25 protein-coding genes are annotated in these 25,175 nt (G+C 51.5%); 20 read left to right on the top strand and 5 right to left on the bottom strand.

Features of this window, described 5'->3' with window-relative positions; genetic code table 11:
• The first annotated feature begins 64 nt into the window (after window positions 1-64).
• Genes B9Z46_RS04065 through B9Z46_RS04055 form a run of 3 tightly spaced genes read left to right on the top strand, consistent with a single transcriptional unit; the run spans window position 65 to window position 3,708 of the window.
• Window positions 65-1,201, top strand: coding sequence for an FAD-binding oxidoreductase (locus B9Z46_RS04065; RefSeq protein WP_108254611.1), 1,137 nt, complete (start codon window positions 65-67; stop codon window positions 1,199-1,201).
• Between the two features lie 12 nt (window positions 1,202-1,213).
• A complete protein-coding gene (locus tag B9Z46_RS04060; protein ID WP_233245902.1) occupies window positions 1,214-2,221 on the top strand; it encodes a tripartite tricarboxylate transporter substrate binding protein in 1,008 nt (335 codons plus the stop codon).
• Window positions 2,222-2,223: 2 nt separating this feature from the next.
• Complete coding sequence (locus B9Z46_RS04055; RefSeq protein WP_108254610.1) at window positions 2,224-3,708, top strand: amidase; 1,485 nt, start codon at window positions 2,224-2,226, stop codon at window positions 3,706-3,708.
• A 36-nt stretch (window positions 3,709-3,744) separates the two neighbouring features.
• Here B9Z46_RS04055 and B9Z46_RS04050 read toward each other — a convergent pair whose 3' ends face one another.
• Window positions 3,745-4,557, bottom strand: coding sequence for a hypothetical protein (locus B9Z46_RS04050; protein WP_233245901.1), 813 nt, complete (start codon window positions 4,555-4,557; stop codon window positions 3,745-3,747).
• A complete protein-coding gene (locus tag B9Z46_RS04045; protein WP_108254609.1) occupies window positions 4,557-5,072 on the bottom strand; it encodes a hypothetical protein in 516 nt (171 codons plus the stop codon). Before B9Z46_RS04045 ends, B9Z46_RS04050 begins: the two co-directional genes overlap by 1 nt.
• A gap of 109 nt (window positions 5,073-5,181) precedes the next feature.
• Here B9Z46_RS04045 and B9Z46_RS04040 point away from each other — a divergent pair, with 109 nt between their 5' ends.
• The 7 genes from B9Z46_RS04040 to B9Z46_RS04010 all read left to right on the top strand — a co-directional run bounded on the left by B9Z46_RS04040 (window position 5,182) and on the right by B9Z46_RS04010 (window position 11,906).
• The gene (locus B9Z46_RS04040) at window positions 5,182-5,883 is read left to right on the top strand and encodes a DUF599 domain-containing protein (RefSeq protein WP_108254608.1); all 702 of its coding nucleotides are present in this window, start codon (window positions 5,182-5,184) and stop codon (window positions 5,881-5,883) included.
• The gene (locus tag B9Z46_RS04035) at window positions 5,880-6,311 is read left to right on the top strand and encodes a DUF3237 family protein (RefSeq protein ID WP_108254607.1); all 432 of its coding nucleotides are present in this window, start codon (window positions 5,880-5,882) and stop codon (window positions 6,309-6,311) included. Before B9Z46_RS04040 ends, B9Z46_RS04035 begins: the two co-directional genes overlap by 4 nt.
• 149 nt (window positions 6,312-6,460) lie before the next feature.
• A complete protein-coding gene (locus B9Z46_RS04030) occupies window positions 6,461-7,300 on the top strand; it encodes a GNAT family N-acetyltransferase (protein ID WP_108254606.1) in 840 nt (279 codons plus the stop codon).
• Window positions 7,300-8,181, top strand: coding sequence for a UDP-2,3-diacylglucosamine diphosphatase (locus B9Z46_RS04025; RefSeq protein WP_108254605.1), 882 nt, complete (start codon window positions 7,300-7,302; stop codon window positions 8,179-8,181). Before B9Z46_RS04030 ends, B9Z46_RS04025 begins: the two co-directional genes overlap by 1 nt.
• The gene (locus B9Z46_RS04020) at window positions 8,178-9,215 is read left to right on the top strand and encodes a glycosyltransferase family 1 protein (protein WP_108254867.1); all 1,038 of its coding nucleotides are present in this window, start codon (window positions 8,178-8,180) and stop codon (window positions 9,213-9,215) included. The genes B9Z46_RS04025 and B9Z46_RS04020 overlap by 4 nt, the downstream gene beginning before the upstream one ends.
• Before the next feature lie 127 nt (window positions 9,216-9,342).
• Window positions 9,343-11,427 carry a polyphosphate kinase 1 gene (gene ppk1, locus B9Z46_RS04015; protein ID WP_108254604.1) on the top strand — a complete coding sequence of 695 codons (2,085 nt, stop codon included), beginning with the start codon at window positions 9,343-9,345 and terminating at the stop codon, window positions 11,425-11,427.
• Between the two features lie 17 nt (window positions 11,428-11,444).
• Window positions 11,445-11,906, top strand: a complete 462-nt coding sequence (locus B9Z46_RS04010) for a histidine phosphatase family protein (protein WP_108254603.1) — start codon at window positions 11,445-11,447, stop codon at window positions 11,904-11,906.
• On the opposite strand, the gene ppx is transcribed toward B9Z46_RS04010, so the two are convergent.
• A complete protein-coding gene (gene ppx, locus B9Z46_RS04005) occupies window positions 11,885-13,402 on the bottom strand; it encodes an exopolyphosphatase (RefSeq protein ID WP_108254602.1) in 1,518 nt (505 codons plus the stop codon). The genes B9Z46_RS04010 and ppx overlap by 22 nt on opposite strands.
• Before the next feature lie 261 nt (window positions 13,403-13,663).
• On the opposite strand from ppx, the gene pstS reads away from it, so the two are divergent.
• From pstS to B9Z46_RS03955, 10 genes are all read left to right on the top strand, one after another.
• Window positions 13,664-14,686: a phosphate ABC transporter substrate-binding protein PstS gene (gene pstS, locus B9Z46_RS04000; RefSeq protein WP_108254866.1), complete on the top strand. Its 1,023-nt coding sequence runs from the start codon at window positions 13,664-13,666 to the stop codon at window positions 14,684-14,686.
• Window positions 14,687-14,724: 38 nt separating this feature from the next.
• On the top strand, window positions 14,725-15,705 hold the full coding sequence (gene pstC / locus B9Z46_RS03995; RefSeq protein ID WP_108254601.1) for a phosphate ABC transporter permease subunit PstC: 981 nt from the start codon (window positions 14,725-14,727) through the stop codon (window positions 15,703-15,705).
• Window positions 15,702-16,559, top strand: coding sequence for a phosphate ABC transporter permease PstA (gene pstA, locus B9Z46_RS03990; RefSeq protein ID WP_055360093.1), 858 nt, complete (start codon window positions 15,702-15,704; stop codon window positions 16,557-16,559). Before pstC ends, pstA begins: the two co-directional genes overlap by 4 nt.
• Before the next feature lie 16 nt (window positions 16,560-16,575).
• Window positions 16,576-17,352, top strand: coding sequence for a phosphate ABC transporter ATP-binding protein PstB (gene pstB, locus B9Z46_RS03985; protein ID WP_055360094.1), 777 nt, complete (start codon window positions 16,576-16,578; stop codon window positions 17,350-17,352).
• Window positions 17,353-17,368: 16 nt separating this feature from the next.
• On the top strand, window positions 17,369-18,067 hold the full coding sequence (gene phoU / locus B9Z46_RS03980; protein WP_055360095.1) for a phosphate signaling complex protein PhoU: 699 nt from the start codon (window positions 17,369-17,371) through the stop codon (window positions 18,065-18,067).
• Window positions 18,064-18,786: a phosphate regulon transcriptional regulator PhoB gene (phoB, locus tag B9Z46_RS03975; protein WP_108254600.1), complete on the top strand. Its 723-nt coding sequence runs from the start codon at window positions 18,064-18,066 to the stop codon at window positions 18,784-18,786. Before phoU ends, phoB begins: the two co-directional genes overlap by 4 nt.
• Window positions 18,787-18,793: 7 nt before the next feature.
• A complete protein-coding gene (phoR, locus tag B9Z46_RS03970) occupies window positions 18,794-20,161 on the top strand; it encodes a phosphate regulon sensor histidine kinase PhoR (protein ID WP_108254599.1) in 1,368 nt (455 codons plus the stop codon).
• Window positions 20,162-20,229: 68 nt separating this feature from the next.
• On the top strand, window positions 20,230-22,185 hold the full coding sequence (locus tag B9Z46_RS03965; RefSeq protein WP_108254598.1) for a PhoX family phosphatase: 1,956 nt from the start codon (window positions 20,230-20,232) through the stop codon (window positions 22,183-22,185).
• 53 nt (window positions 22,186-22,238) lie between these two features.
• Window positions 22,239-22,616, top strand: a complete 378-nt coding sequence (locus tag B9Z46_RS03960; RefSeq protein WP_146179216.1) for a hypothetical protein — start codon at window positions 22,239-22,241, stop codon at window positions 22,614-22,616.
• A gap of 35 nt (window positions 22,617-22,651) precedes the next feature.
• Window positions 22,652-23,404 carry an ABC transporter substrate-binding protein gene (locus B9Z46_RS03955; RefSeq protein ID WP_108254596.1) on the top strand — a complete coding sequence of 251 codons (753 nt, stop codon included), beginning with the start codon at window positions 22,652-22,654 and terminating at the stop codon, window positions 23,402-23,404.
• Here B9Z46_RS03955 and B9Z46_RS03950 read toward each other — a convergent pair.
• The gene (locus B9Z46_RS03950) at window positions 23,396-24,154 is read right to left on the bottom strand and encodes a tyrosine-protein phosphatase (protein ID WP_108254865.1); all 759 of its coding nucleotides are present in this window, start codon (window positions 24,152-24,154) and stop codon (window positions 23,396-23,398) included. The two genes, B9Z46_RS03955 and B9Z46_RS03950, sit on opposite strands and share 9 nt — an antisense overlap.
• Window positions 24,155-24,213: 59 nt before the next feature.
• Window positions 24,214-25,167, bottom strand: coding sequence for a VWA domain-containing protein (locus B9Z46_RS03945; RefSeq protein ID WP_158268393.1), 954 nt, complete (start codon window positions 25,165-25,167; stop codon window positions 24,214-24,216).
• Window positions 25,168-25,175: the final 8 nt, after the last annotated feature.

Below are 25,175 nucleotides of genomic sequence, written 5' to 3'. Positions count from 1 at the left end.
TCTTGGCTCATAATTTGGCCATGAAGATTCTGAACACAGCGCTTTTCATCCGCCAAGGCAAGTCATGACAACGCCCCTTTATGACTTTGCCATTGTGGGCGGCGGGATGGCCGGGGCTTCTGTCGCGTATCGCTTGGCACCTTCAGCGTCGGTTGTGTTGTTGGAGCGAGAGTCACAGCCTGGCTATCACACCACGGGTCGGTCGGCTGCCATGTTCATGGAGAGTTATGGGCCACCCGGTGTGCGAGCCTTGACGCGTGCCAGCCGGCAGTTTTATACAGCACCACCGCCACAGTTTTCAGCGCATTCATTGCTCAGCCCTAGGGGCGCACTGTATGTGGCTCAACAAGACCAAGCGGAAGCTTTAAGACACGTCGCCGAAGAGTTGGGACAAAGCATTCCCAACCTCGCACATTTGTCAGCTCAACAAACCTTGGCGCTGGCGCCTTGCCTCAAACCCGATCAGCTGCTTGGCGCCTTGTGGGACCCCGACTCACAAGACATTGATGTCAATGCACTGCTTCAAGGATTTCTCAAAGGTTTTCAAAAAGAAGGCGGCCACTTGCAGTGCAATGCCGAAATGGTCGAAGCGAAATTTGTGCAAGATCATTGGTGTCTACGACTACAAAATGGTACCGAAGTGCGTGCCAAATGTGTGGTCAATGCCAGCGGTGCATGGGGTGATGCTGTTGCCAGCATTGTGGGCGCCAAACCGATTGGCTTGGTGCCACGCCGACGAAGTGCTTTTACCTTCAAAGCGCCGGAGGGCACTGACACCAAAGCATGGCCAGCAATTGTCGGCATTGAAGAAGACTGGTATTTCAAACCCGATGCCGGTCAGCTGTTTGGCTCGCCTGCCAATGCAGACGACACCTTTGCGCACGACGTCTTGCCAGAGGACATGGACATTGCGCTGGGCATCGACCGCATCATGGCCGCGACAAATTTGAACATCCATCGGCCCACCAGCACCTGGGCGGGCTTGCGCACATTTGCCCCAGACGGCGAAATGGTAATTGGCTTTGACGATGCTTGTCCTCAATTCTTTTGGTTGGTAGGGCAGGGCGGCTACGGCATTCAAAGTGCAGCGGGCTATTCCAGTTTGGCAGCATGTTTGCTTCAGCAGCAAGTTATCACCCCTGAGCTTGAAGCATGCGGCGTCGATGCCAGCATGTTTGACGTCCAACGATTGAGAAAATAAAAGGAGACGACTTTGAACAATTCAAAACGACAATGGCTGCAAACCAGCCTGCATGGCTTGGTGATCAGCGCATTCACAATGGGTGCACTCAGCACCGTCACTGGCGCCATGGCCCAAGCGGCCTACCCCAGCAAACCGATCAGTCTGGTGGTGCCATACCCACCGGGTGGTGCCACTGACATCATTGGTCGCATCATGGCGCAGGCCATGACCAAAAGCTTGGGTCAGCCGGTTGTGGTTGAAAACAAAGCGGGTGCAGGCACGGTCATCGGTGCAGCCGAAGTGGCGCAAGCACAAGCGGATGGTTACACCTTGTTGATCAGCTCCAACACTACCTTCACGGTCAATCCTGCCATCAAGGTCAAATTGCCTTATGACCCCGCTAAGAATTTTGAATCGGTGGCCGGCATTGGATCGTCGCCTTTGGTGTTATTGGCCAACCCCAATGTACCTGTGAAAACTGTGAAAGAGCTTGTCGCTGCAGCCAACCAGCCCAACGCCAAGTTTGCCTTTGGTTCATTCGGCAGTGGCACCACATCGCATTTGGCGGGTGAGATGTTCAAGTACATGGCGGGTGTGGACATTTTGCATGTGCCTTACAAAGGCAGCGCGCCGGCCATGACCGATTTGATTGGTGGTCAAATTCAGTTCACTTTTGACACCAATGTCGCTGCGCTTCCCATGTTGCGCGCAGGCAAAGTCAAAGCCATTGCGGTCACCTCTGCACAGCGCTCATCGACCTTGCCCGAAGTGCCCACCATTGCTGAGGCGGGCTACCCTGGCTATGAAATGGTGCCGTGGATTGTGATCGTGGCGCCACGAGGACTGCCCAAGGCTGTGAGTCAAAAGTTAACCAATACCATCCAGGACATTCTGAAAGATCCCAACTCAAAACGTGATTTGGAGCGCGCTGGTTTAGAAGTGGCATTTGAAGCACCGCAGTCTTACGACAAACGCGTGGCCACCGAATTGCCACTGCTTCGTGCGTATGTGCACCGCGCCAAAATCACGGCGGACTGACCATGACACTTGTTGAAAAATCTGCTGTCGAATTGCGTGCCCTGATTCGCAGCAAAGAACTGTCACCCGTCGAGTTAATGGACGCGTGCATTGCGCGCATTGAAGCACTCAATCCACACATCAATGCTGTCACGGCCGCAGACTTTGAGCGTGCCCGAGCGACCGCCAAGCAGGCAGAAGCCCAGGTCATGCAGCAAGCTGAGTTGCCCTTGCTGCACGGCTTGCCCATGGGCGTGAAGGACTTGCAAGAGACGGCCGGCTTGCTCACCACCTACGGCAACGTTGGTTTGCGCGGCAATGTGCCCAAAGCCGACAACAGTTATGTGGCCAAGTTGAAACAAGCGGGTGCCATCGTCACCGCCAAAACCAATGTGCCTGACATGGGCGCCGGCGCGAACTCGCGCAACCCGGTGTGGGGTGCGACAGGCAATCCTTTCAATCCTGCACTCAATGCAGGGGGCTCTTCGGGGGGCTCTGCGGCCGCTTTGGCCGTCGACATGTTTCCCATTTGCACAGGTTCTGACACCGGCGGCTCGTTGCGCATTCCTGCTGCACTGTGCGGCATTGTGGGCCTGCGGCCTTCACCAGGTGCGGTGGCCAATGACACCCGAGCCTTAGGATGGTCTGCCATTTCGGTGTTGGGCCCCATGGCACGTTCAGTGGACGACGCCGCGCTCATGATGGCCGCATCTTTAGGCGCAGATCCGATGGACCCCTTGTCTTACGACCTGAGCCCTGGCCCTTTCTGGCCCTTGCCAGAAGTGGATGTGTCGCAACTTCGCATTGGCTATACGGAAGACTTTGACTTGTGCCATGTTGACCCTGGCATTCGCGAAGAATTTCGCAAACGAATCAATGCCATCAAACCTTTGGTAAAACGTTGCGAACCAGTTTCGTTTGAGGTGGCGCATGCGCACCGCACCTTTGATGTGTTGCGCGCCGAAAGTTTCTTTGCCGCCTTTGGTGACCCCGTCAAAAACCCGCCCGACACCCTCGGTCCCAACGTTCGCGCCAACCTGGCCATCGCCGAGCAAATTTCTTTGGGCGATCGGGCCATGGCGCATTTGGCGCAAACGCAATTGATGCGTCAGTTTGCCAAGAAGTTTCAAGATTTTGATTTGATCATTGCGCCTAACACACCTTTGTCACCCTTTCCTTGGACTGAGTTGTATGCCAAGGAAGTGGCCGGGCATGCCATGAACAATTACTACCAGTGGCTAGAGTTGACCTATGTGGTGACCCTGGCCACCAACCCGGCTTTGGCATTGCCATGCGGTGTTGATCTGAATGGCATGCCTTTTGGCTTGCAATTGATTGGTGAGTTGCGACAAGACGCTAAGTTATTGGCCATGTCCCACGCACTGGAAATGGCGTTGGCTTCGAACAAAGCCACCGCAAGGCCAAAACCAGATCAAGATCGCTTACGTCAATCGTCGGTCAACCTGAAAGACATCGTGACGCACCCTCCGATTTTGAAGTCTTCATAATTTGACCTAAAGTCCACAGAGGCGAATCTGAGCTGCTTAAATCTGCCCAGCACACCAAATGATGGCTGGGAATGTAGCCATCCATGCCCAAAAAAATCGGTTCAAACCAAAGAACCAAAAAACCAAGAAGTGAAACACTGCGGCAATCAGGCAAAACACCACAGCCAGTCTTGCATCTAGCAAGGCCAATGGGGCCAAGCACTCCCACACGATGAATGCCCAAGAACCCAGAGCCGCCAACCAGGGTTTGCGAAGCCAGTGATCTTTGCTGAGAGGGCCATGGATGGCTGCATTCAAAAAGATGGTCATGGCATGGCCATTGCGCCATTCGCGCCTAAGCAACTTCACCGATCCCGACATGAAGTAAGACGTGATGGACTGGATGGTGATGTACCAAAATCCAGCCCGCCATCCTAAATTAGGCCCCGCCAAGTCACTCACGATTTGTGCAATCAGCAAACCCGTGAGCACCACCAAGGTCATGAAATCGCTGCCGCCGTTGAATGCACCGCGCCAACGAATCAGCAGGGCTAAATTGCTGGTGAACAGAAAGCCGATGTTCAGCAGGTGGCTGCCTTGTGTTGCCAAACTGAGCAGTGCAATCAACCGCAGGGCCAGCAATGAACTGAACATGTTGGGTGAAAACAAGGCATCCAACAATTCGCGCATCCAAGGATTGGGGATGTCTAGTCGCTGAATGGACCAGATCCACAAACCATCCCCTTGCATGGCGGGCCGCATGCGCCAGTACTCCAAGGTTTGAATGCCGGCGCTCCATGCAAAGAGTAACTCCAAGCACCGAACAGCCAAGGGGGTACTCAAGACGTAGGGCGAGTTCCAGTCCAGCATCATGTTCGAACCTCGACGGGAGAAGTCATCATGACGTGGCTGTGAATAGTGTCTGTGGTGCTGTCCATCAGCATGCGCAATTCAAACTGGGTGTGCGTGTGCTGGGGATGTTCAGATTTCAAAACGCCATTGACGAAGTGCGCCACCATTTGATAGCTGACAAAAGCGCGAGGGTCGCAGCCATCTGGTGCATCGTTCAGATCGGCCCAGAAATGATCGATCAGGTTTTGCTGTGCCAGCCCCAAATTGGTTTGCGGGTTGTGAACCAGATGCCAAATGCTTTGGCGTGTGCGTGGGTACAGATGCGTCCACTCAGACCATACCTGTTCGCCCTTGGCGTTGGTGGTAGCGGCACGCGCATAGAGATGCGGCACGTAGCCCACGGCATGAAAGAACTTCCAATTGGGGAAAAAAGAGCGCAACAAAAACAGCCACGGCCCCCGCAAAATAGGGGTTTTGTAAATCAAGGTGAGAGCGAGCACCAAGAAGTAAGCGATGACCCAATAAATTGTCATTTCATTTGGGGTAACTGAGCTGTAACAAGACGGGCATGAGTGCACTCATTCTATTCATGAATGTCCGTCATCAGGACCTAAAGAGGCAGTTTCAGTTTAGGATAGTGCCATGAAAATTTTGACACTTTTGCCTTGGGCCGACTGGTTGGCCATGGCCCTGTTTTTCGGCCTTTGGATTGGGTATGCCTGGTTTGCGCGTGTGAACGGCAAACGCAACATGACCCTCATCGCCACCACCAACCACTATCGGCAACTGTGGATGATGCAGGCCACCGCGCGCGACCCGCGCATGCTGGATGGCTTGATCACCCAAAACCTCTCGCACACGCCATCTTTCTTTTCTTCAACCTCCATCATCATCATCGGCGGTTTGTTTGCGCTTTTGGGCACCACAGACAAGGCCGCTGAACTGGTTCGAGAGATTCCATTTGCCGAGCAAACACCCCTCTTGGTGTTTGAGTTCAAGGTGCTGGTGCTGGTTGGCATCTTTGTGTATGCCTTCTTTCGGTTTTCATGGTCCATGCGGCAGTACACCTTTGTGGCTTTGGTGATAGGTGCGATGCCGCCTCCCAAGGAGTTTTCAGAAGGGCGACAAGATCGCGCAAAGTTTGCAGAGCGTGCAGGCAATCTGGTCAGCGCAGCTGCTGAAACTTTCAACGACGGTTTGCGCGCTTATTACTTTTCATTCGCAGCCATGGCCTGGTTTTTTTCGCCCATTGCATTGGTGCTGGCAACTGCTTTGGTGGTGCTCATCTTGTACGGACGCGAATTCAAATCGGAAGTACTCGAAGTTTTGAAGGATGAATCATGAGTGATGCGCCACGCTGCGATTTTGTTTATGAAGCCATTGCCGACATAGAAGAGGTCCAAAGCTTGGGCCAAAGCCCAGTGGGGCAACGGTACATTGTGAACATAAGAGGGGGCGAGTTCAAAGGCCCTTTGCTGCAAGGCAAGATATTGCCTGGGGGTGCCGATCGGCAGTTGTTGAGGCCTGATGGCATCAAGGAACTTGATGCGCTTTATGAAATGCAAACAGATGATGGCGTGATCATCACGGTTCACAATCAGGTCACCATCGACATGCCCAGTCCTGAGCATCGTTACGCCCGATCTGTGGTGAAGTTTCGAGCCCCTTCCGGCAACTATGAGTGGTTGAACCGGCGGGTGTTTGTAGGAACGCTGGAGTCTCTGAAACCAGCCAGGATGGCAGTGAAAATTCGCGTCTATCAAGTGAATTGAATCACCTCAATTCAGCTGAAATCTTGATTAGAAGGCGGACAGCCTTCGCACCATTTCGTTGTCATGAATATTTCATGCAAATGAAACATGCCTGAAATGGCTTGACCTCATGATCACCTACCAAGTTAAACCACACTTGGGAGCTGATCATGAAAGAATTGCCAAGCCCGACATTCCCCTTGTCGCCCATTGCATTGCCTCGGGGGTCTCTTCATCCAAGCTCTCATGAACAAGCTTCGAAGGATTCAAAGTCCGTTTCAAATTCGCTGATTCAAGTCAGTTGGGCCAAGCACCAAGATGAAGTCAGAGAAGCCCAGCGATTGCGTTACAGCATTTTTGCCACGGAAATGGGCGCTCGGTTACCTGTCACGCTTGAAGGCCATGACATTGACTTGTTTGACGATTACTGTGAACACTTGCTGGTAAGAGATGCTGTTTCGCAACAAGTTGTTGGCACCTACCGCGTCTTGACGCCTGCGCAAGCCAAACGTGCTGGCAGCACCTACACCGACACTGAATTTGATTTGACACGCTTGCGTCACATCAGAGAGCGCATGGTGGAGCTGGGCCGTAGCTGCGTTCATACAGACTATCGGCATGGCGGTGTCATCTTAAGCCTCTGGGGCGCCTTGTTTGAGTTCATGTCCCGCAACCAGCTAGACACCATGATCGGTTGTGCCAGCATTCCCATGCTGCACAGCGGCATGATCAGTGGTGATGTTGCGGCCAGCGTATGGCAGCAATTGAAGTCCGAAGCGCTGTCTTCCGTCGAGTTTCATGTTCGGCCGCGCTTGCCATTGCCGATTGATGAATTGAATTCACAGTTGAACATCGAGCCGCCTGCGCTGATCAAAGGCTACATTCGATTGGGTGCCAAGGTGCTGGGCGCACCGGCTTGGGATCCTGATTTCAACACGGCCGATTTGCCCATGATGATGCGTGTCGGTGATCTGCCGCGTCGTTACCGCAAACACTTTGAGGGTGTTTGATGCGATACGCAAAACATGAATCTGGTCAGGAACATTACCTCGAGTCGAATGTATGGGCGACGCGTTCTAAAACGCACTATCGCTCTATATTCATTTCTGATCTGCACTTGGGAACCCCAGGATGTCAGGCTGATGCCTTGTTGGAATTCTTGAAAAACTACACCTGCGACAACCTGTATTTGGTCGGCGATATCGTGGATGGCTGGCAGCTTCGACGCAAATGGTATTGGCCCCAAAGCCACAATGATGTGGTGCAAAAATTACTGAGAAAAGCCAGAAAAGGCTGCAAGGTGATTTTTGTGCCAGGCAACCATGATGAGTTTGGCCGTCACTTTTTGGATCACTCGTTTGGTGGCATTGAAATCAGAGAAGAAGCTGTTCACGTCACAGCAGATGGCAAAAAATTGTGGGTGATTCACGGCGATTACTTTGACGGCGTGATTCAGTGTGCCAAATGGCTAGCCTATGTGGGCGACAGTTTGTATGAACTCACACTCAAACTGAACCGTTATTTGAACCAGTTAAGGGCCAGGTTGGGATTGCCGTATTGGTCCTTGTCTGCCTACCTCAAACTGAAGGTCAAGAAAGCGGTGAACTTTATTTCTGACTTTGAGGTTGCCGTTGCCAACGAGGCAAGAAAGCTGGGATATCAAGGTGTGGTCTGTGGTCATATCCATCACGCAGAAATTCGCAATATTGATGGGATGCTGTATTGCAACGATGGCGATTGGGTGGAGAGTTGCAGTGCCTTGGTAGAGCATGCCGATGGTCGCTTGGAAATTTTGAAATTCAATCCCAACGGTTCTACTTTGGACGTCCATGAGGGGCCCTTGGTGCAAGCAGGCGAGAAATCGAGCTCAGAAAGTTGGGTGACCGCGTGAAGTTGCTGCTCATCACCGATGCCTGGATGCCGCAAGTCAATGGCGTAGTCACCACGCTGGTTGAGTTGGTTCGAGAGTTGAGCAAGTTGGGTCATCAAGTGACGGTGATCCATCCTGGCTTGTTCAAGACGCGCCCTTGCCCTGGCTATGCAGGCATCGATTTGGCGGTTAGACCCCGTCAGCAGATGGCGGCCATGATGGCCTCTGAAAAATTTGACGCAGTTCACATTGCGACAGAAGGTCCATTGGGGTGGGCTGCACGGGGCCTGTGTCAGCAGAAAAAATGGCCCTTCACAACGGCTTTTCACACGCGCTTCCCCGAGGTCTTGAAGGCAGCTGCAGGCATACCGCTTTGGATGGGCTATGCCTTGTTTCGGCATTTCCACAAGCCCTCATCAGGCGTGATGGTGCCGACGCAAGGTGTCTTGAATCTGCTGACACAACGTGGTTTTCAAAACTTGAAACTCTGGACACATGGTGTTGACACAGAGTTGTTTGAATATGCGCAAGAGTGCCAGTTAGACGATCAACTTGCGCATTTAAAAAGGCCGATCAGCATGTTCGTTGGTCGTGTTTCCTACGAAAAGAACATTGAAACTTATTTGGCAATGCCCTTTGAGGGCAGCAAGGTGGTCTGCGGTGTGGGGCCCTTGGAAGCAGATCTGAAAGCCAAGTACCCGGATGTCACTTGGCTAGGCCTGCTGCCCCGAAAAGAGTTGGCACGTGTTTATGCCTCTGCGGATGTCTTTGTCTTTCCCAGCCGAAATGAAACTTTTGGATTGGTCATGCTCGAGGCCATGGCATGTGGTACGCCTGTCGCGGCATTTCCTGTCGATGGTCCCTTTGAAGTGCTAACGGCGTCCTCCGGGGATGTGCTGGGTGGGGTACTGCATCCAGACTTGGCAGAAGCGACGCGGCAAGCCTTGCAGGTACCTCGCCAGGCAGCCAGAGATCGCGCATACGACTTCAGTTGGGCAAGAGCTTCGCAGTTATTTGTCAGTTATGTGCGCCAGATAACGGTCAGAGAGGCTTGAAAGGCGTAGGGTGACGCCAAATCTTCATGTTCTTGTCATCAATCTGACATCTGGTCTCGAAAGAATGAGCGAGATCCAAGGCCTCTGGTGAAGAGGCGTCGGCAAATGATTACAAAGGGAGGTCGCTTTGCTCAGACCCGGTTCTATCGAAAAAAAGCGGTCTGGACAGACCGATGTGCCACTCCTAGACAGGGATGAAAGCATTCTTGCCTTCAATGAACGTGTTCTCGATTGGGCTAAACGACCTGAAGTGCCACTGTTGGAGCGACTGCGTTATTTGTGCATTGTTTCATCCAATTTAGATGAGTTTTTTGAGGTTCGCGCCGACTTGCACATGGCAGCCTTCAGGTCTGATGAGTCGAAAGGCCCCTACCGCAAGGACACGTTTCACAGTTTGTATGAGCATGCACGCGTTGTTGTGAATGAACAGTACAGGTTGTACAACGACGTGCTGCTCCCAAAATTGCAAAAGCACGGTATCAAAATTCTGTCGCATGGTGAACGAACCCCCCTTCAGCGCAAGTGGGTTGCCGAGTACTTTCAAAGAGAGGTTCGTCCTCTTCTCGTCCCAGTAGGCTTAGATCCTGCGCACCCCTTTCCTCAGGTTGCCAACAAATCTTTGAATTTCATTGTGCAGTTGTCGGGCAAAGATGCCTTTGGCAAAACCAATGACATCGCCATTGTGAAAGTGCCCCGGGTATTACCGCGTGTGATTCCCTTGCCAGCCAAAGTGGCAGGTAAAAATGTATCGGTTGTGCTGTTGTCCAGTGTGATTCGCGCGCATTTGTCAGAACTTTTTCCTGGACGCTCGGTGGTGCATTTCTCGCAATTCAGGGTGACTCGCAACTCCGATTTGTCAGTCGATGAAGAAGATGTTGAAAACTTGCGAACTGCACTCAGGCGCGGCCTTCAGCACCGTCACTATGGCCAAGCCTTGCGCTTGGAAGTTTCTGACAGTTGCATGGTGCATCTGTCAGACTTTTTGTTAAAGCAATTTGACTTGCCAGACAGTGCGCTCTTTCGCGTAGCAGGGCCGGTGAACCTGGTTCGACTCAGCCAATTGATTGACTTGGTGGACGAGCCCAAGCTCTTGTTTTCACCCTACAAAGCGTGCTACCCCAAGCAATTGACCAAGGGTGCATCCATCATGGCGCGAATGCGTCAAGGCGACATTCTGATTCATCAACCCTTTGAAAGTTTTGATGGCGTCTTGGCCTTTTTGAAAGAAGCAGTTGAAGACCCGCAGGTTTTGGCCATCAAACAAACCATCTACCGCACTGGCAGCGATCCTGCCATGATGAACTTGCTGCGTGAAGCGGTTCGCCGTGGCAAAGAGGTGACGGCCGTTGTTGAATTGAAAGCGCGATTTGACGAAGAGGCCAACATCAATTGGGCGGAACAACTGGAGGCGGTGGGTGCACAGGTGGTGTACGGCGTGGTGGGCCTTAAAACACACGCCAAAATGCTTCTGGTCACAAGGCAAGAAGGTCGCGCATTGAAGCGCTATGGCCACATGTCAACGGGCAACTACAACCCCCGCACTGCCAAGCTCTACACTGACCTCAGTTATCTGACGTGTGATACAGCCATGACGGGTGACATGGACCGCTTGTTTGTTCATTTGGCCAGTCCTTCGCGCCTGAGTCGCATGAGCAAATTGATCACTGCACCGTTTCACATGCAGCGCAAATTGATTGAGAAAATTGATCAAGTGGGGGCTGCTGCGGCCAATGGGTTGAGTGCCCGGGTTGTTGTCAAAATGAATGCGCTCACAGACCCTAGTCTGATTCATGCATTGATCAGGGCAGGTCAACAAGGTGCACAAATTGATTTGATCGTGCGCGGTGCATGCATGTTGCCCGCTGGGGTTCCTGGTCAAACGGAGAACATTCGTGTTCGATCCATCATTGGACGCTTCTTGGAGCATTCGCGGGTTTTCTACTTTGAAGCAGGCGATGAGCAATCCTTGTACTTGGCCAGTGCCGATTGGATGAGTCGCAACATGACACGGCGCATTGAGTTGGCATGGCCAGTGGTCGATCCTGTTCTGCGCAGGCGCATCATTGACGAATGTCTGTTGGCATACCTCTATGACACGCGCAATGCTTGGACCTTGGAGGCCGATGGACAGTATCACCGCGTAGAGAAGAATGGCCAAAAAATTCAAAGTGCTCAGGCATTGTTGATGCAGCAATACGTCAGCAGTTCTTGATTTCAAATGAGTTGATCATGGACTTGATTTTTTGGCGTCATGCAGATGCATTGGACGCAGTGGACGGTCAAGAGGACTTGTTGCGTGAGCTGACGCCCAAGGGCGAAAAGCAGGCTGCCAAAATAGGCCACTGGCTTGACCGTCAATTGCCCGAGGGTGTGCGCGTGATCAGCAGCCCCGCAACCCGGGCAGAACAAACAGCGCGTGCTTTGGGTCGCAAATACAAATTAAAGTCAGACTTGTTGCCAGATGCCTCTGCCGTTGAATTGCTAGAGGCAGTCGGGTGGCCTCATTCCAAAATGTCGGTGGTGGTGGTGGGTCATCAACCTGTGATCGGGCATTGCATCGCCTATTTGCTAGGCATGCCGGGCAATGACTTGCCGGTCAGAAAAGGCGCAGTCTGGTGGTTGCGAAGCCGTGTGCGCGATGGCGTTCCACAAACCGTCGTTGTTTCTGTTCAAACGCCCGAGCTGATTTGAACCTTCAGTTGCCAATGGGTTTTAAGCCAAGCTTCACATTCTTCTTGCAGCAAATGGGCTGATTGAGGCCACAGTTGCGCCCATGTCGCAGGGCACTGAATGACAAACTCGTGTCCACTGGATGCTCGCTTGAAAACCAAACCTTCCAAGTCTGGCTCTCGGCGAGCGTGACACAGTATGGCAGCCAAACGAAGGCTCATGAGTTGACACACGAAGTCTTCGTCTCGCAATTCTGCATCTAGCTTTTTCAACTTACCCCGATGGCCCAAAATCAATTGACTCAATCTGTGCAATTCAGGCATTGAAAAGCCTGTGAGGTCGGCGTTGTCCAAAATATAAGCACCGTGCTTGTGGAAGTCACTGTGCGAAATGCGTGTCCCGATTTCAAGTAACTGGGCGGCCCATGTCATTTTATTTTCAAGTTGCATCAAGCGATTGGTTTTTTTAGAACCTGAAGCTTGAATGCTTTGAAACAAGCAGCGAGCTGTCCTAGAAACTCTGTCTGCTTGGGCCAAGTCAACCGCAAATCGACTGGCCAGTGCCGTCACCATGGAACTGCGCAAATCTGTGTTTTCGTTTTTCTCGAGTCGGTCGAGCAAATCTTGCAAAACGCCTTGTCTTAAAGCGCCTTGTGCCGCCTGCATTTCCTCGATGCCCAGCAAATCAAACAAGGCATACAGGATGGCCAAGCCACCGCCAATGACGGGCTTTCGATCATCTTTGACACCCTCCAATTTAAGCGCTTCAGTATTGCCAGCCTTGATGAGTTTTTCTTTGAGCCAGTCCAAGCCTTCGCGGGTAATTTTTCCCATTGGCCAGCCTGCAGAAGCCAGAACATCCGCTACGGCACCGACCGTTCCAGAGGAGCCGTAGGCTGTTTCCCATGCATTGCGAGGGTAGAGGCTCAATGCTTCATCCAGAACCGCTTTGGCCGCTATTTCAGCCTTGCTGAAGGAGGCGTTGGTGAACACACCATTGGCAAAGTACTTCATGGACCATTTGACGCTGCCCACCCTGTACGACTCCATCGTGTTGGGTTTGTAAGCCCGTCCCAAGATCATTTCGGTTGAACGTCCGCCGATGTCAATGACCAGGCGCTTTTCATTGGACTGCGGCAAACTGTGCGCCACGCCAACGTAGATGAGCCGCGCTTCTTCTTTCCCAGAAATGACTTCGATCGGAAAGCCCAAAATGGTGGTGGCTTGAATCAGGAAAACATCCCGATTTCTGGCTTCTCTGAGCGTTTGCGTGGCAACAGCGCGGACAAATTCAGGTTCAAACCCTGCCAATCTTTCGGCAAAACGTGCCAAACAATCCCAACCCCTTTGCATGGCTTCTTTGGAGAGCATGCGGTCGGCGTCTAAGCCATTGCCTTGCCTGACGGTTTCTTTCAGGTAGTCCACCCGGCGAATATGCCCCTCTTCGTAGACCCCTATTTCCAGGCGAAAGCTGTTGGAGCCTAAATCGACGGCGGCGACAAGTTGTCCGTTTTGCATGGGGGCGTACTGCTAGAGATGTGTCAAGAATGAATGACTGCATTCTGTGTCTGTTTTTTGTCATTTTCATGACAATCTGAAAAATCAAGAGTTTATTGGCCAGGAGAGGCGCTTGATCGAAGGAAATTAAACAAAGAAGTAGGGAATTTGACATGAATTTGTCACAATCGGTCACTAAAGTTGCCTTGTGACAGACAAGTCTCCATCGGCTTTTCGATGTCATTGACCGCTGAGTTTCAACCTCTGAATCAAGGATTCAACATGCTAAAGATCAAAACCTGGGTATCCGCATTGGGCTTGTCCGTGCTGGCCACCACTGCCATGGCAGCCGAAATTACGGGCGCTGGCGCAACCTTTCCGTTCCCCATCTATGCCAAATGGGCAGAAGCCTATAAAGCCAAGACTGGCAACAGCATGAATTACCAGTCGATTGGTTCATCGGGTGGTATCAAGCAAATCAAAGCCAAAACAGTGGACTTTGGCGCCACAGACGCACCCGTCAGCTTTGAAGATTTGGAAAAAGATGGCATGGTCCAGTTCCCCGCCATCATTGGTGGTGTGGTGCCCGTTGTGAACATTGAAGGCATCAAGCCAGGTCAGTTGAAATTGACAGGTGAGTTGTTGGCCGATGTGTTTGCCGGTGTCATTGCCAAATGGAATGACAAGCGCATTGCTGATTTGAATCCTGGTGTTGCATTGCCTGATGCCGCCATCACGGTGGTTCACCGTGCAGACGGTTCTGGTACAACTGCCGTGTTCACTGACTACTTGGCCAAAGTCAATGCCAACTGGAAATCAACAGTGGGTGCTGGTGCTGCAGTTAAGTGGCCAGCAGCCTCCTCAGTAGGTGGCAAGGGCAACGAAGGCGTTGCTGCTAACGTGAGCCGTATCAAAAACGCCATTGGTTACGTTGAGTACGCTTACGCCAAGAAAAACAACATGTCGCATTTGAATCTGCGCAATCAAGCGGGTCAGTTTGTAGCGCCTGATGATGAAACATTTGCTGCGGCTTCAGCCAATACCGACTGGTCCAAAGTTCCAGGCATGGGCATCTACTTGACCAATGCACCAGGTGCCAAGTCTTGGCCCATCACCGGCGCGTCTTTCATCTTGATGTACAAAGATCCTGCCAACAAAGCCAACGCTGCTGAAGTGATCAAGTTTTTTGACTTCTCTTTCAAAGAAGGCAAGAAAATGGCCGCTGATTTGGAATATGTGCCAATGCCTGACGCAACGACCGACTTCATTCGTAAAAACGTTTGGAACAAAATCAACGCCAAATAAAGTGCAAATTTAAATTTGTATGTTTCTAGAAGTTAGACATGAACAATGCAGACGATTTGATGACCTCGCACCGCCAGAGCGTATTGCGCTGGCAGCGGTGGCAAGATTTTTTCTTCGAGAAAACCACCTTGGTTTTTGCCTTGTCCACTTTGGTGGCATTAACGGGCATCATCGTCTCGTTGTTCGTCAGTTCCATGCCAGTGTTGCAAACATTTGGCTTGAAGTTTTTTTACACCATTGAATGGGACATCATCAATTCTCAGTTCGGTGGTTTGATTGCTATTTTTGGCACGGTGGTTACGGCCACCATTGCCATTGTGATTGCCTTGCCGCTCAGCTTTGGCATTGCCGTATTTTTGACAGAAACATGCCCCATGAGATTGCGCCGTCCCCTGGGAACAGCCATTGAACTGTTGGCGGCTGTGCCTTCCATCATTTACGGCATGTTTGGTTTGTTTGTATTTGCGCCCTTGTTTGCAGAATATGTTCAACCTGCATTGGCATCCACACTGGGTCAGATTCCAGTGATCGGCATTTTGTTCACCGGTGCCTTCAATGGCATTGGCATTTTGGCGGCTGGCCTCATTTTGGCCATGATGATTTTGCCGTTCATTGCCTCTGTCATGCGCGATGTCTTTGAAATCGTGCCACCCATTCTCAAAGAGTCTGCCTATGGCATTGGGTGCACCACTTGGGAAGTGGTCACCAAAATTGTGTTGCCCTACACCAAGACCGGCGTCGTGGGCGGCGTCATGTTGGGTCTGGGCCGTGCTTTGGGTGAAACCATGGCGGTCACGTTTGTGATTGGCAATGCACACAAGCTGTCGCCTTCCTTGTTCTCGCCAGGTAACTCCATTGCATCCACCTTGGCCAATGAGTTTGGCGAAGCAGAGCCAGGTTTGCACTACGCTTCCTTGTTCGCGCTGGCCTTGGCGCTGTTTGTGATCACCTTGGTGGTCTTGTCTTTGGCCAAATGGATGCTGTCACGCGCCGAAGCCAAGAAAGGTTTGAAGACATGAGCAACATGGACCCTTCTATTTACGCCCGCCGTAAGCGCGTCAACTTGATTGGCTTGGTGTTGTCGATGTCCGCCATGGCCATTGGTTTGGGATTTTTATTTTGGATTTTGAGCATCTTATTGCTGAAGGGCTTTTCAGCAATACATCTGTCGATGTTCTTAGAAAGTACGCCTGCACCGGGATCTGACGGTGGCGGCTTGGCCAATGCCATCGTGGGCAGTTTGATGATCGTGGTGTCGTGCTCATTGATCAGCACGCCCATTGGTGTCTTGGCAGGTGTCTACCTGTCCGAATACGGAGATCGCAGTCGATTGGCTTCGATCACACGTTTTGTGAATGACATCATGCTGTCGGCACCCTCTATCGTGATTGGTTTGTTTGTTTACGCCATGGTCGTGGTGCCCAGTAAACATTTTTCGGGTTGGGCCGGTACCGTGGCACTGACCTTGATTGCCATTCCTGTGGTGGTTCGCACCACAGAGAACATGCTGAAATTGGTTCCCGTGAGTTTGCGAGAGGCTGCTTTTGCGTTGGGCGCACCCAAGTGGAAAGTCTCGACGTCAGTGGTCTTGAAAGCTGCACGCAGTGGCGTGATGACGGGGCTTTTGTTGGCGTTGGCAAGGGTTAGTGGTGAAACCGCACCCCTGTTGTTTACGGCGTTGAACAACCAATTCTTCAACATGGACATGACCAAACCCATGGCCAATTTGCCAGTGGTTATTTTCCAATTTGCCATGAGTCCCTATGAGAACTGGGTGAACTTGGCATGGGGAGGCGCATTGCTCATCACCCTCACTGTACTCGCCTTGAACATCATCGCCCGCGTTGTGTTTCGCGAAAAAGTAGCTGCTTAAATTAACCTGATTGAACATGAATTCAAAACCTGAATCCAAAGAAACCATCCTAGAAGTTCGCGACTTGAACTTCTACTACGGTGCATTTCAAGGCCTGAAGCACATCAATCTGAACATCCAGAAGAACACCGTCACGGCGTTCATTGGACCATCAGGTTGTGGCAAGTCCACATTGCTTCGCACGCTCAATCGGATGTACGACTTGTATCCTGGCCAGCGTGCAGAGGGTGAGATCTTGTTTGATGGTCAGAATATTTTGGATCCCAAGCAAGACCTGAACCTGTTGCGTTCACGCATCGGCATGGTGTTCCAAAAGCCTACGCCTTTTCCTATGTCCATCTACGACAACATCGCCTTCGGTGTTCGCTTGTACGAAAAATTGTCACGCAGTGACATGGACGAGCGCGTCGAATGGGCATTGCAAAAGGCAGCCATCTGGGATGAGGTCAAAAACAAGCTGAACCAAAGCGGTTTGTCACTGTCGGGTGGCCAGCAGCAGCGTTTGTGCATTGCGCGCGGTATTGCTGTGAAGCCCTCCATTTTGTTGCTGGACGAACCCACCTCCGCGTTGGACCCCATTTCAACAGGCAAGGTAGAAGAGTTGGTTCACACCTTGAAGAGTGAATACACCGTGGTCATTGTGACGCACAACATGCAGCAGGCTGCACGTGTTTCCGATTACACCGCGTACATGTACTTGGGTGAGTTGATGGAATTTGGTGAAACTGACCAAATCTTCATGAAGCCTGCCCGTCAAGAAACCGAAGATTACATCACTGGCCGTTTCGGCTGATCAGGAGACCTCAAAAATGGATAAGCACATTTCCAGTCAATTTGACAATGAGTTGGGCAGTGTCTCTAGCCGAGTGCTTGAGTTGGGTGGGCTGGTTGAGACGCAAATCCGCCATGCCGTTTATGCCTTGTCACATTTCAGCAATGAGGTGGCAGATGAAGTGATCGCAGGCGAAGAGAAAATCAATTCAATGGAAGTTGAGATTGACCGCGATCTGTCTTCCATCATTGCCCGTCGGCAACCCACCGCGCGCGACTTGCGCTTGTTGATTGCTATCTCCAAAATGACCGCCAACTTAGAGCGTGTAGGCGATGAGGCAGAAAAGATTGCCCGCATGGTTAAAGCCATTAGCGCCAGTGGCAATGCACGTTTCCTGCCTGCCTCCGAATTGCGCATTGCTTCAGATTTGGCTTCTGGACTGCTTCGCAAGGCACTGGACGCATTTGCACGTTTAGATGTAGCGGAAGCCGTGAGCATTCTCAAAGAGGACGATCTGATCGATGCAGAGTTTGACGGTTTTGTGCGCAAATTGGTCACTTACATGATGGAAGATCCGCGAACCATCTCGGCCAGTTTGGATTTGTTGTTCATCGCCAAAGCCATTGAGCGAATTGGCGATCACGCCAAGAACATTGCAGAGTTCATCATTTACGTGGTGAAAGGCGCTGATGTGCGTCACATTGCATTTGCAGATGTGGAGTCTGCAGTTAAATGAGAAATTTGCCACGCATTTTGATTGTTGAAGACGAGCCAGCCATTGCTGAGCTGATTGCTGTCAACTTGCGACACAATGGTTTCCAGCCTTTTTGGGCCATGGACGGCGTGACGGCGCAAAAGGAATTGGACGATGTGCTGCCCGATGTCATTTTGCTCGACTGGATGTTGCCCGGTGAAAGTGGATTGGCCTTGTCAAAAAAATGGCGCAATCATGCGCGCACCAAGGACATCCCCATCATCATGCTGACCGCCCGAAGCGAGGAGTCTGATCGGGTTGCGGGTTTGGATTCTGGTGCGGACGATTACATCGTTAAGCCCTTTTCTACCAAAGAATTGTTGGCGCGAATTCGTGCGGTCTTAAGAAGACGCGCGCCAGAGCAATCGGGTGGCCGTATTCAAATGAATGAATTGATCTTGGATGCTGATACGCATCGCGTTACTTTTCAAGATCAACCTCTCAAATTGGGTCCTACAGAATTCAAATTGCTTCAATATTTCATGACGCACAAAGAGCGCGTACACAGTAGGGGGCAACTCTTAGACCGTGTCTGGGGCGATCATGTGTTCATCGAAGAAAGGACCGTCGACGTCCATGTGAAGCGCTTGCGGGAAGCGCTGGGCGCCGCCGGTGCAATGGTTGAAACTGTTCGAGGCGCGGGTTATCGTTTGACTGAATTGTCGTCTTCATCTCCTGCTTCCAACGCGACTTCCAACTGACCGCAGCATGTTTCCACGATTTATAGGCTTGCTTTTTTGGCTGATGGTCATGGGCGTGATGGGCTTTTGGTATGCCCGGACTTTGGGCGCACTTGCGGCTGCGCTTGCATTTGCACTCTTTACGATTTTCAAAGATTTGTGGCGTGGGCAAAAGATTTCGAATTGGTTGCGCCATAACACCGTCCAGGAGCCGCCAGTATTGGGTGGCTTGTGGGGTGATTTGATTGATCGCTTGCGCAGAATATTGAACGATCAAAAGAAGCAAACGGAATCACATCAAAAGCGCCTTCTCGATTTTTTATCAGCCATTCAAGCCTCTCCCAATGGCGTGGTGTTGCTCGATCCTGAAGGCCGAATTGAGTGGTGCAATCAAACGGCGGCACATCATTTGGGATTCGATACCAAACGTGATGTGATGCAGCACGTCGTTCATTTGGTTCGTGACCCCGTCTTCAAGAAATATTATTTGCAAGAAACGCATGATGGCGAAGTGATCATTGAAGGGCGTTCCTCTTCTTTGTCATACAGCGTAAAGTTATCTGTCCAATTACATGCCTATGGTGAAAATCGCCAATTATTGCTGTCACGTGACGTGACAGCCTTGGCGCAAGCTGAGGCCATGCGGCGTGATTTTGTGGCCAATGTGTCGCATGAAATCAGAACGCCTTTAACTGTATTGAGTGGCTTCATTGAGACTTTGCAAACGCTGGATTTAAAGCCTGAGGACAGAGTTAAATTTTTAGATTTAATGTCGACCCAAGCCAGTCGTATGCAAGGGCTTGTGAACGACCTTTTAACGCTCTCTCAATTGGAGGGCAGTCCGTTGCCTCTGATGACAGAGCAATTTATGCTGAGTGAGTTAATGGGCGCAGCTGAAGCAGAAGCCAAGGGCTTGTCTGTCGCCAACTCTGTCGAGGGTCGTTTGACGCAAACATTGCGTTTTGAAATGTCACAGGAATGGCGTTTGATAGGGTCCCGACATGAAATTTACAGTGCCGTCACCAACTTGATCAACAATGCAGTGCGTTATACACCGCAAGATGGAACTGTCACATGCATCTGGGCTCAATTGCCAGATCAACGTTTGCAGTTCTCTGTTCAAGATACAGGGCCTGGCATTGCACCAGAACATCTACCCCGATTGACTGAACGCTTTTATCGCGTGGATCGAAGCCGTTCTAGAGAGTCGGGTGGTACGGGGCTGGGTCTTGCCATTACCAAGCACGTCATGCAGCGTCATGGCGGCGAATTGCGCATCGAAAGTGAGCTTGGAAAAGGCTCCAAGTTTTCTTTGATATTCCCAGAATCGCGCACACTTGAAGTGTTGCAAAATTCATCAGATCTTCATCTGGAAGTCACGCATTCTTCATCTTGATTTGAGACATTGACACTGCAGTTGCAAATGTCAACTGCAATTTTGTCTGAATCAATTTTAGGAATTCTATGACTTCGTCGCTTCAATTCAATCGCCGTCAATGGCTGCAAACATTTGCTGGTGCACCTTTGCTACCACTGGCAACATCGTTTAGCGGTGCCAGCATGATGCTGACCGCATGTGGCGGTACCACGCAAACACTGGCCAGCTTTGTCAGCGCCTCCTTCACCGCCATGCCAGCACCAACATTGGCCAATGCTGCACAAATGGCCACCACCACTGTTGGTTCATCCTTGAACCTGAATTTCAGTGATGGCTCGCAGCAAAGCTACAAGCTCAGCTATCAACCCTTCTTTGTCACCGGCGATTTGGTCTCTGATGGTAAGGGCGGCAAAGTTTTGTCGGGTGGCTATTACGACATCAACAACAAACCCATCATGGACACCACGGTGGCTGGTAAGGAGCGCCAGTACTTCTCTGACTCGCCAGACGGTACATCCTTGCTCACAGTGCCCAACGCCAATGTACCCGGCGTTAAAGGCAACCCCGTGTTTGCTGTCGTTCAATTTGAATACACCACTTGGGCGCAAGATGGCGTGACGGGCATGTACGGCAAATTGCCTTCGCCCATTGCTGTGTTGACCTTGGACCAAGATCCTGCTACTGGAAAATTGAGTTTGGTGAAGTACCACAACGTGGACACATCCAGTGTCAATGGCTTGTGGATTACCTGCGGCGCCAGTTTGTCGCCATGGGGTACACATTTGTCGAGTGAAGAGTACGAACCCAATGCTTTCACTGCAGCCACGGATGCGCAATTCAAAGCGTTCAGTAAAAACCTCTACGGTTCAGAAACAGCAGCCAATCCCTACAACTATGGCCACATGCCTGAAGTGACGGTCAATCCTGATGGCACAGCATCCATCAAGAAGCATTACAACTTGGGCCGAATTTCACACGAGTTGGTTCAGGTGATGCCCGACAACCGTACAGTCTTGATGGGTGACGATGCCACCAACAGTGGCTACTTTGTCTTTGTGGCCGACAAAGAGAAGGACTTGAGCGCCGGTACTTTGTACGTTGCCAAAGTGGGTGCAGGATTCTCGATTGATCCTGCCGCACCGGCAGCGCCACTGACATGGATCAAATTGGGTTCTGCCACCAGTGCCGAGATCAAGACATTGGCCACAACATTGAAGCCCACCGACATCATGGCTGTGTCGACCACAGACCCACAAGATGCGTCTTACACCAAGGTCAATGCCAACGGTAAAACTGAATGGATCAAGTTAATGCCTGGCATGGAAAAAGCTGCCGCATTCCTTGAAACCCATCGTTACGCTTCACTGGTGGGTGCTTCAATGGGCTTTAGCAAGATGGAAGGCACAACAGTCAACATCAAGGACAAAGTGGCTTACTCTGCTTTGCAGAATTGCATTGCTTCCATGGTAGCTGGCAATGCCTACAACACAGTGGGCAATGGCGTGAGCATTCCCAAGTCTTTGAATGCAGGTGCTGTGATGGCGCTGAATTTGAAGGGCGGCTTGAAAGACACTGCGGGCGCAGCCATCAACAGCGAGTGGATGCCTGTTGATACCAAAGCATTGATCACAGGTGAAGACATCACTGCGGATACCTTGGGCAATACGGCCAATCCTGAGAAAATTGCCAACCCAGACAACTTGAAGTTCTCTGAAACACTTCGCACCTTGTTCATCGGGGAGGACAGTGGTCAGCACGTGAACAATTTCTTGTGGGCTTATAACATTGACACCAAAGTTTTGTCGCGCATTATGTCAATTCCTGCGGGTGGCGAGTCTACGGGCTTGCATGCCGTGGATGAGCTGAATGGTTGGACCTACATCATGAGTAACTTCCAACATGCGGGCGACTGGGGCGGCATTCACAACACGGTGAAGTCGACTCTGGATCCTCTCATCAAAGCCAACTACAAGGACAAGTTCGGTGCTGCGGTGGGCTACCTCACTGCTGAACTGACGCAGATGCGCCTGACCAAGGCTTAATTTGCCTGGTCGACGATAGAATCAAGGTCATGCGAGTCATGACCTTTTTTTTGATGCTAGCAATGCCAATTTGTGCCTTGGCTTGGAACCCTTTCGGCAGCGACGATGTCACTGAAGTCGCACTTTCCAAGTCAGAACTTCAAAAAATCAAAGTCAATGCGGGTTGGGCCAAAGGCGACGATCAGACTTTGATTTTTGAGTTGGTTAATGGCCTCAAGGGCCCCATTCAATGCGGGGCGGCCAATGTGGATTTGAACGACGGCAAGTCGGTGGGCAAACAGTTTGTGCCTAAGTTCGCCATTCCAGGAAACGCCACCCGAAACGCCAGCATGAATGTGGTGAAGGGCACGATGAAGGCCTACGCATTAACCTGCTCATGTTTTAAACGCAAGGGATCTGATGAATGCATCAATCCTTTGAAAAATCAATGATTCTCTGACCTCATTCATCTGCTTTATTATTGACCATGATTTCTGCGCACCCACAACCTACACCTGCTTTGGTACAAGCTTTTGCCCCTACGGGCACCTTGCGCGCCTCCATCAACTTGGGCAATCCCATTTTGGCCAACAAAGATGCCAATGGGCAGCCTGTGGGCGTCTCCATCGATTTGGCGACAGAGTTGGCCAAACGTTTGGGCGTGCCCTTGAGTTTGGTGGTGTTTGATGCGGCTGGAAAATCAGTCGAGGCGGTGACAAATGAAAAAGCCGACTTCGGCTTCTTTGCCATCGACCCAGTGCGCGGACAAGGCATTTCGTTCACGGGGCCCTATGTATTGATTGAGGGCAGCTATTTGGTGGCCAACAATTCACCACTCACCAGCAACGACCAAGTCGACAAGAAGGGCATTCGCATTGCCGTCGGCAAGGGCAGTGCCTATGACTTGTTCTTGACACGTGAAATTAAGAACGCAGAAATCCATCGTGCACCAACTTCCCCAACCACAGTTGATTATTTCATCTCAGAAAAATTAGAAGTGGCTGCGGGTGTGAAGCAGCAATTGGAGATGGACGCCAAACGCTTGCCCAACTTGCGCTTGCTACCAGGGCGTTTCATGGTGATTGAGCAAGCCATGGGTTTACCCAAAACACGCAGCCCCGAGGCGCAGGCTTACCTCAAGAAGTTTGTGGAAGAGATGAAGGCTTCAGGCTTTGTGGCGCAGTCTTTGGCGCGGCACAAAATTGAAGGTGCCGCTGTGGCGCCTGCCAACTCAATCTAAATAGGTGGCGCGCAGCTTTTGCAGGGCTGCGGGCGTTAAGCCCAATGTTTGGGTGAGGTAGTTGTGCATGCCGCCATGGTCTTGGTGGATCACTTCCAGTGATGCCTTCAAGAAGCTCTCTTGCACTTCCCATACGATCTTCAAGACATCGGGCGAGAGGGTGAAGGCGCCCGTGCTGTTGCGCTTGTAGAGTTTGTTGGTGAGCAGGTAGTCTTTCCAGATGTCGGCTTCTGAAACGCCCAAGGCAGACAACACCAGCGCAGCAGCCAAGCCCGTTCGGTCTTTGCCAGCAGTGCAATGAAAGAGCAGGGGGTCGGGCTTGTCTAGCAAGTGTTCAAACAACTGCGCAAAGCGATGCGAATCTGAACGCACAAAATCACGGTAAGTGGTTTGCATGGCATCGAGCGCATCGGCTGCCGTGAGGGGTTTGCCGGTGAGGTGTTGTGCTTGAAGGCGTTGCACCACAGTGGGCTCAATGCTGAGGCTGTGCCTTTGGATGTCGGGCCACTGATAAGACTGCGCTTGGCTTTCTTGAACGCCTCTGAAATCAAAACTGCGTGCAATGCCCAATGCTTTCAATTGCGCAAGATCTTGGTGATCCAGCGCGGCCAAATGGTCTGATCTGAAAATTTTGCGCCACTTCAAAGGGTGGCCCTCGTGGCCCACATAGCCACCCAAGTCGCGGAAGTTAGAGGCGCCGTTAAGTGGAATATGGCGGCGAGAGAGGTCGTGGGGGCTGTGCATGGACATGGTTTGAATGTTAACGCGAAATTCTTTCAAAGCCCTCGCGCCAAATGAGGATGCAGCGTTTAGATAATTTTGCCCATCCGTGCAAAGTTGCGGACAAGGCTGATCAAAATCAAGAGCATGCCCAGCAAAGCCACTTGGGCACTGATCTCAGTCATGGCACGTTTCTCAAACCGCAGCTTGTAGCCCAGTTTGTCGTAGATATTTTTCAACCCCTCGGAACTGTCCGCTTTGAAGTATTCACCTTGCGTGAGGGCCGAAACTTTTTGAAGGGCTTCATCTTCCAACTTCACCCGCATGCTTCGACCTTGAATGTGAACCACATCGCCCTCTGTGGTGCCAATGCCTACGGTGTAAACCTTGACTTCGTGCTTGGCTGCCAGCTCGGCCATTTTGAGCAATTCAGGTCCCATGTTGCTCTGGCCATCGCTCATCAAAACGATGGCCATGTTTTTGCCGCGACCTGTCGATGCCTCGGTTGCAGGTTTGGCCTTGTCGTCCAAGGACTTGCCCGTGTCGCTGGCTTTTTTACCGCCCATCTCCGAAGCTTCATTGATGATTTTTTGTGCATCGATGTCTGCGCCAGGCAGAAGTGCTTCGAGTGACACCAACAAACCTGTACCCAAAGCCGAGCCATATTGCAGTGGTAAATATTCCAAGGCTTTTAACAAGACATCCCGCTCTTCTGTGGGGGCTTGGGCTAAAGCGGCCGTGCCTGCGACGGTGACCAATCCAACGCGCAGACGGCTGGGTTTGTCTTGAATGAATTGCTGTGCAGCCTGCTGCGCGGCTTCAATTCGTGAGGGTTTCAAGTCTTTGGCGCGCATGCTGCCAGAGGTGTCAATGACCAGCATGACTGTAGCTTCGCGCAGAGGCGTCATTAGAACTGTTTGAGGCCGCGCCATGGCTGCACAAAGCAACAGTAAACCCAAACACAAGACAAGCGGGGGAATTCGCTGGGTTCGATAAGCGTAATAGACGGCAAAGATCGGTACGCCAACACATGCATACAGCATGAAAGGCC

This window comes from Limnohabitans sp. Hippo4 (genome assembly GCF_003063605.1).
Lineage (GTDB): Bacteria > Pseudomonadota > Gammaproteobacteria > Burkholderiales > Burkholderiaceae_C > Limnohabitans_A.
This window is presented reverse-complemented; position numbering and strand designations above follow the sequence as displayed.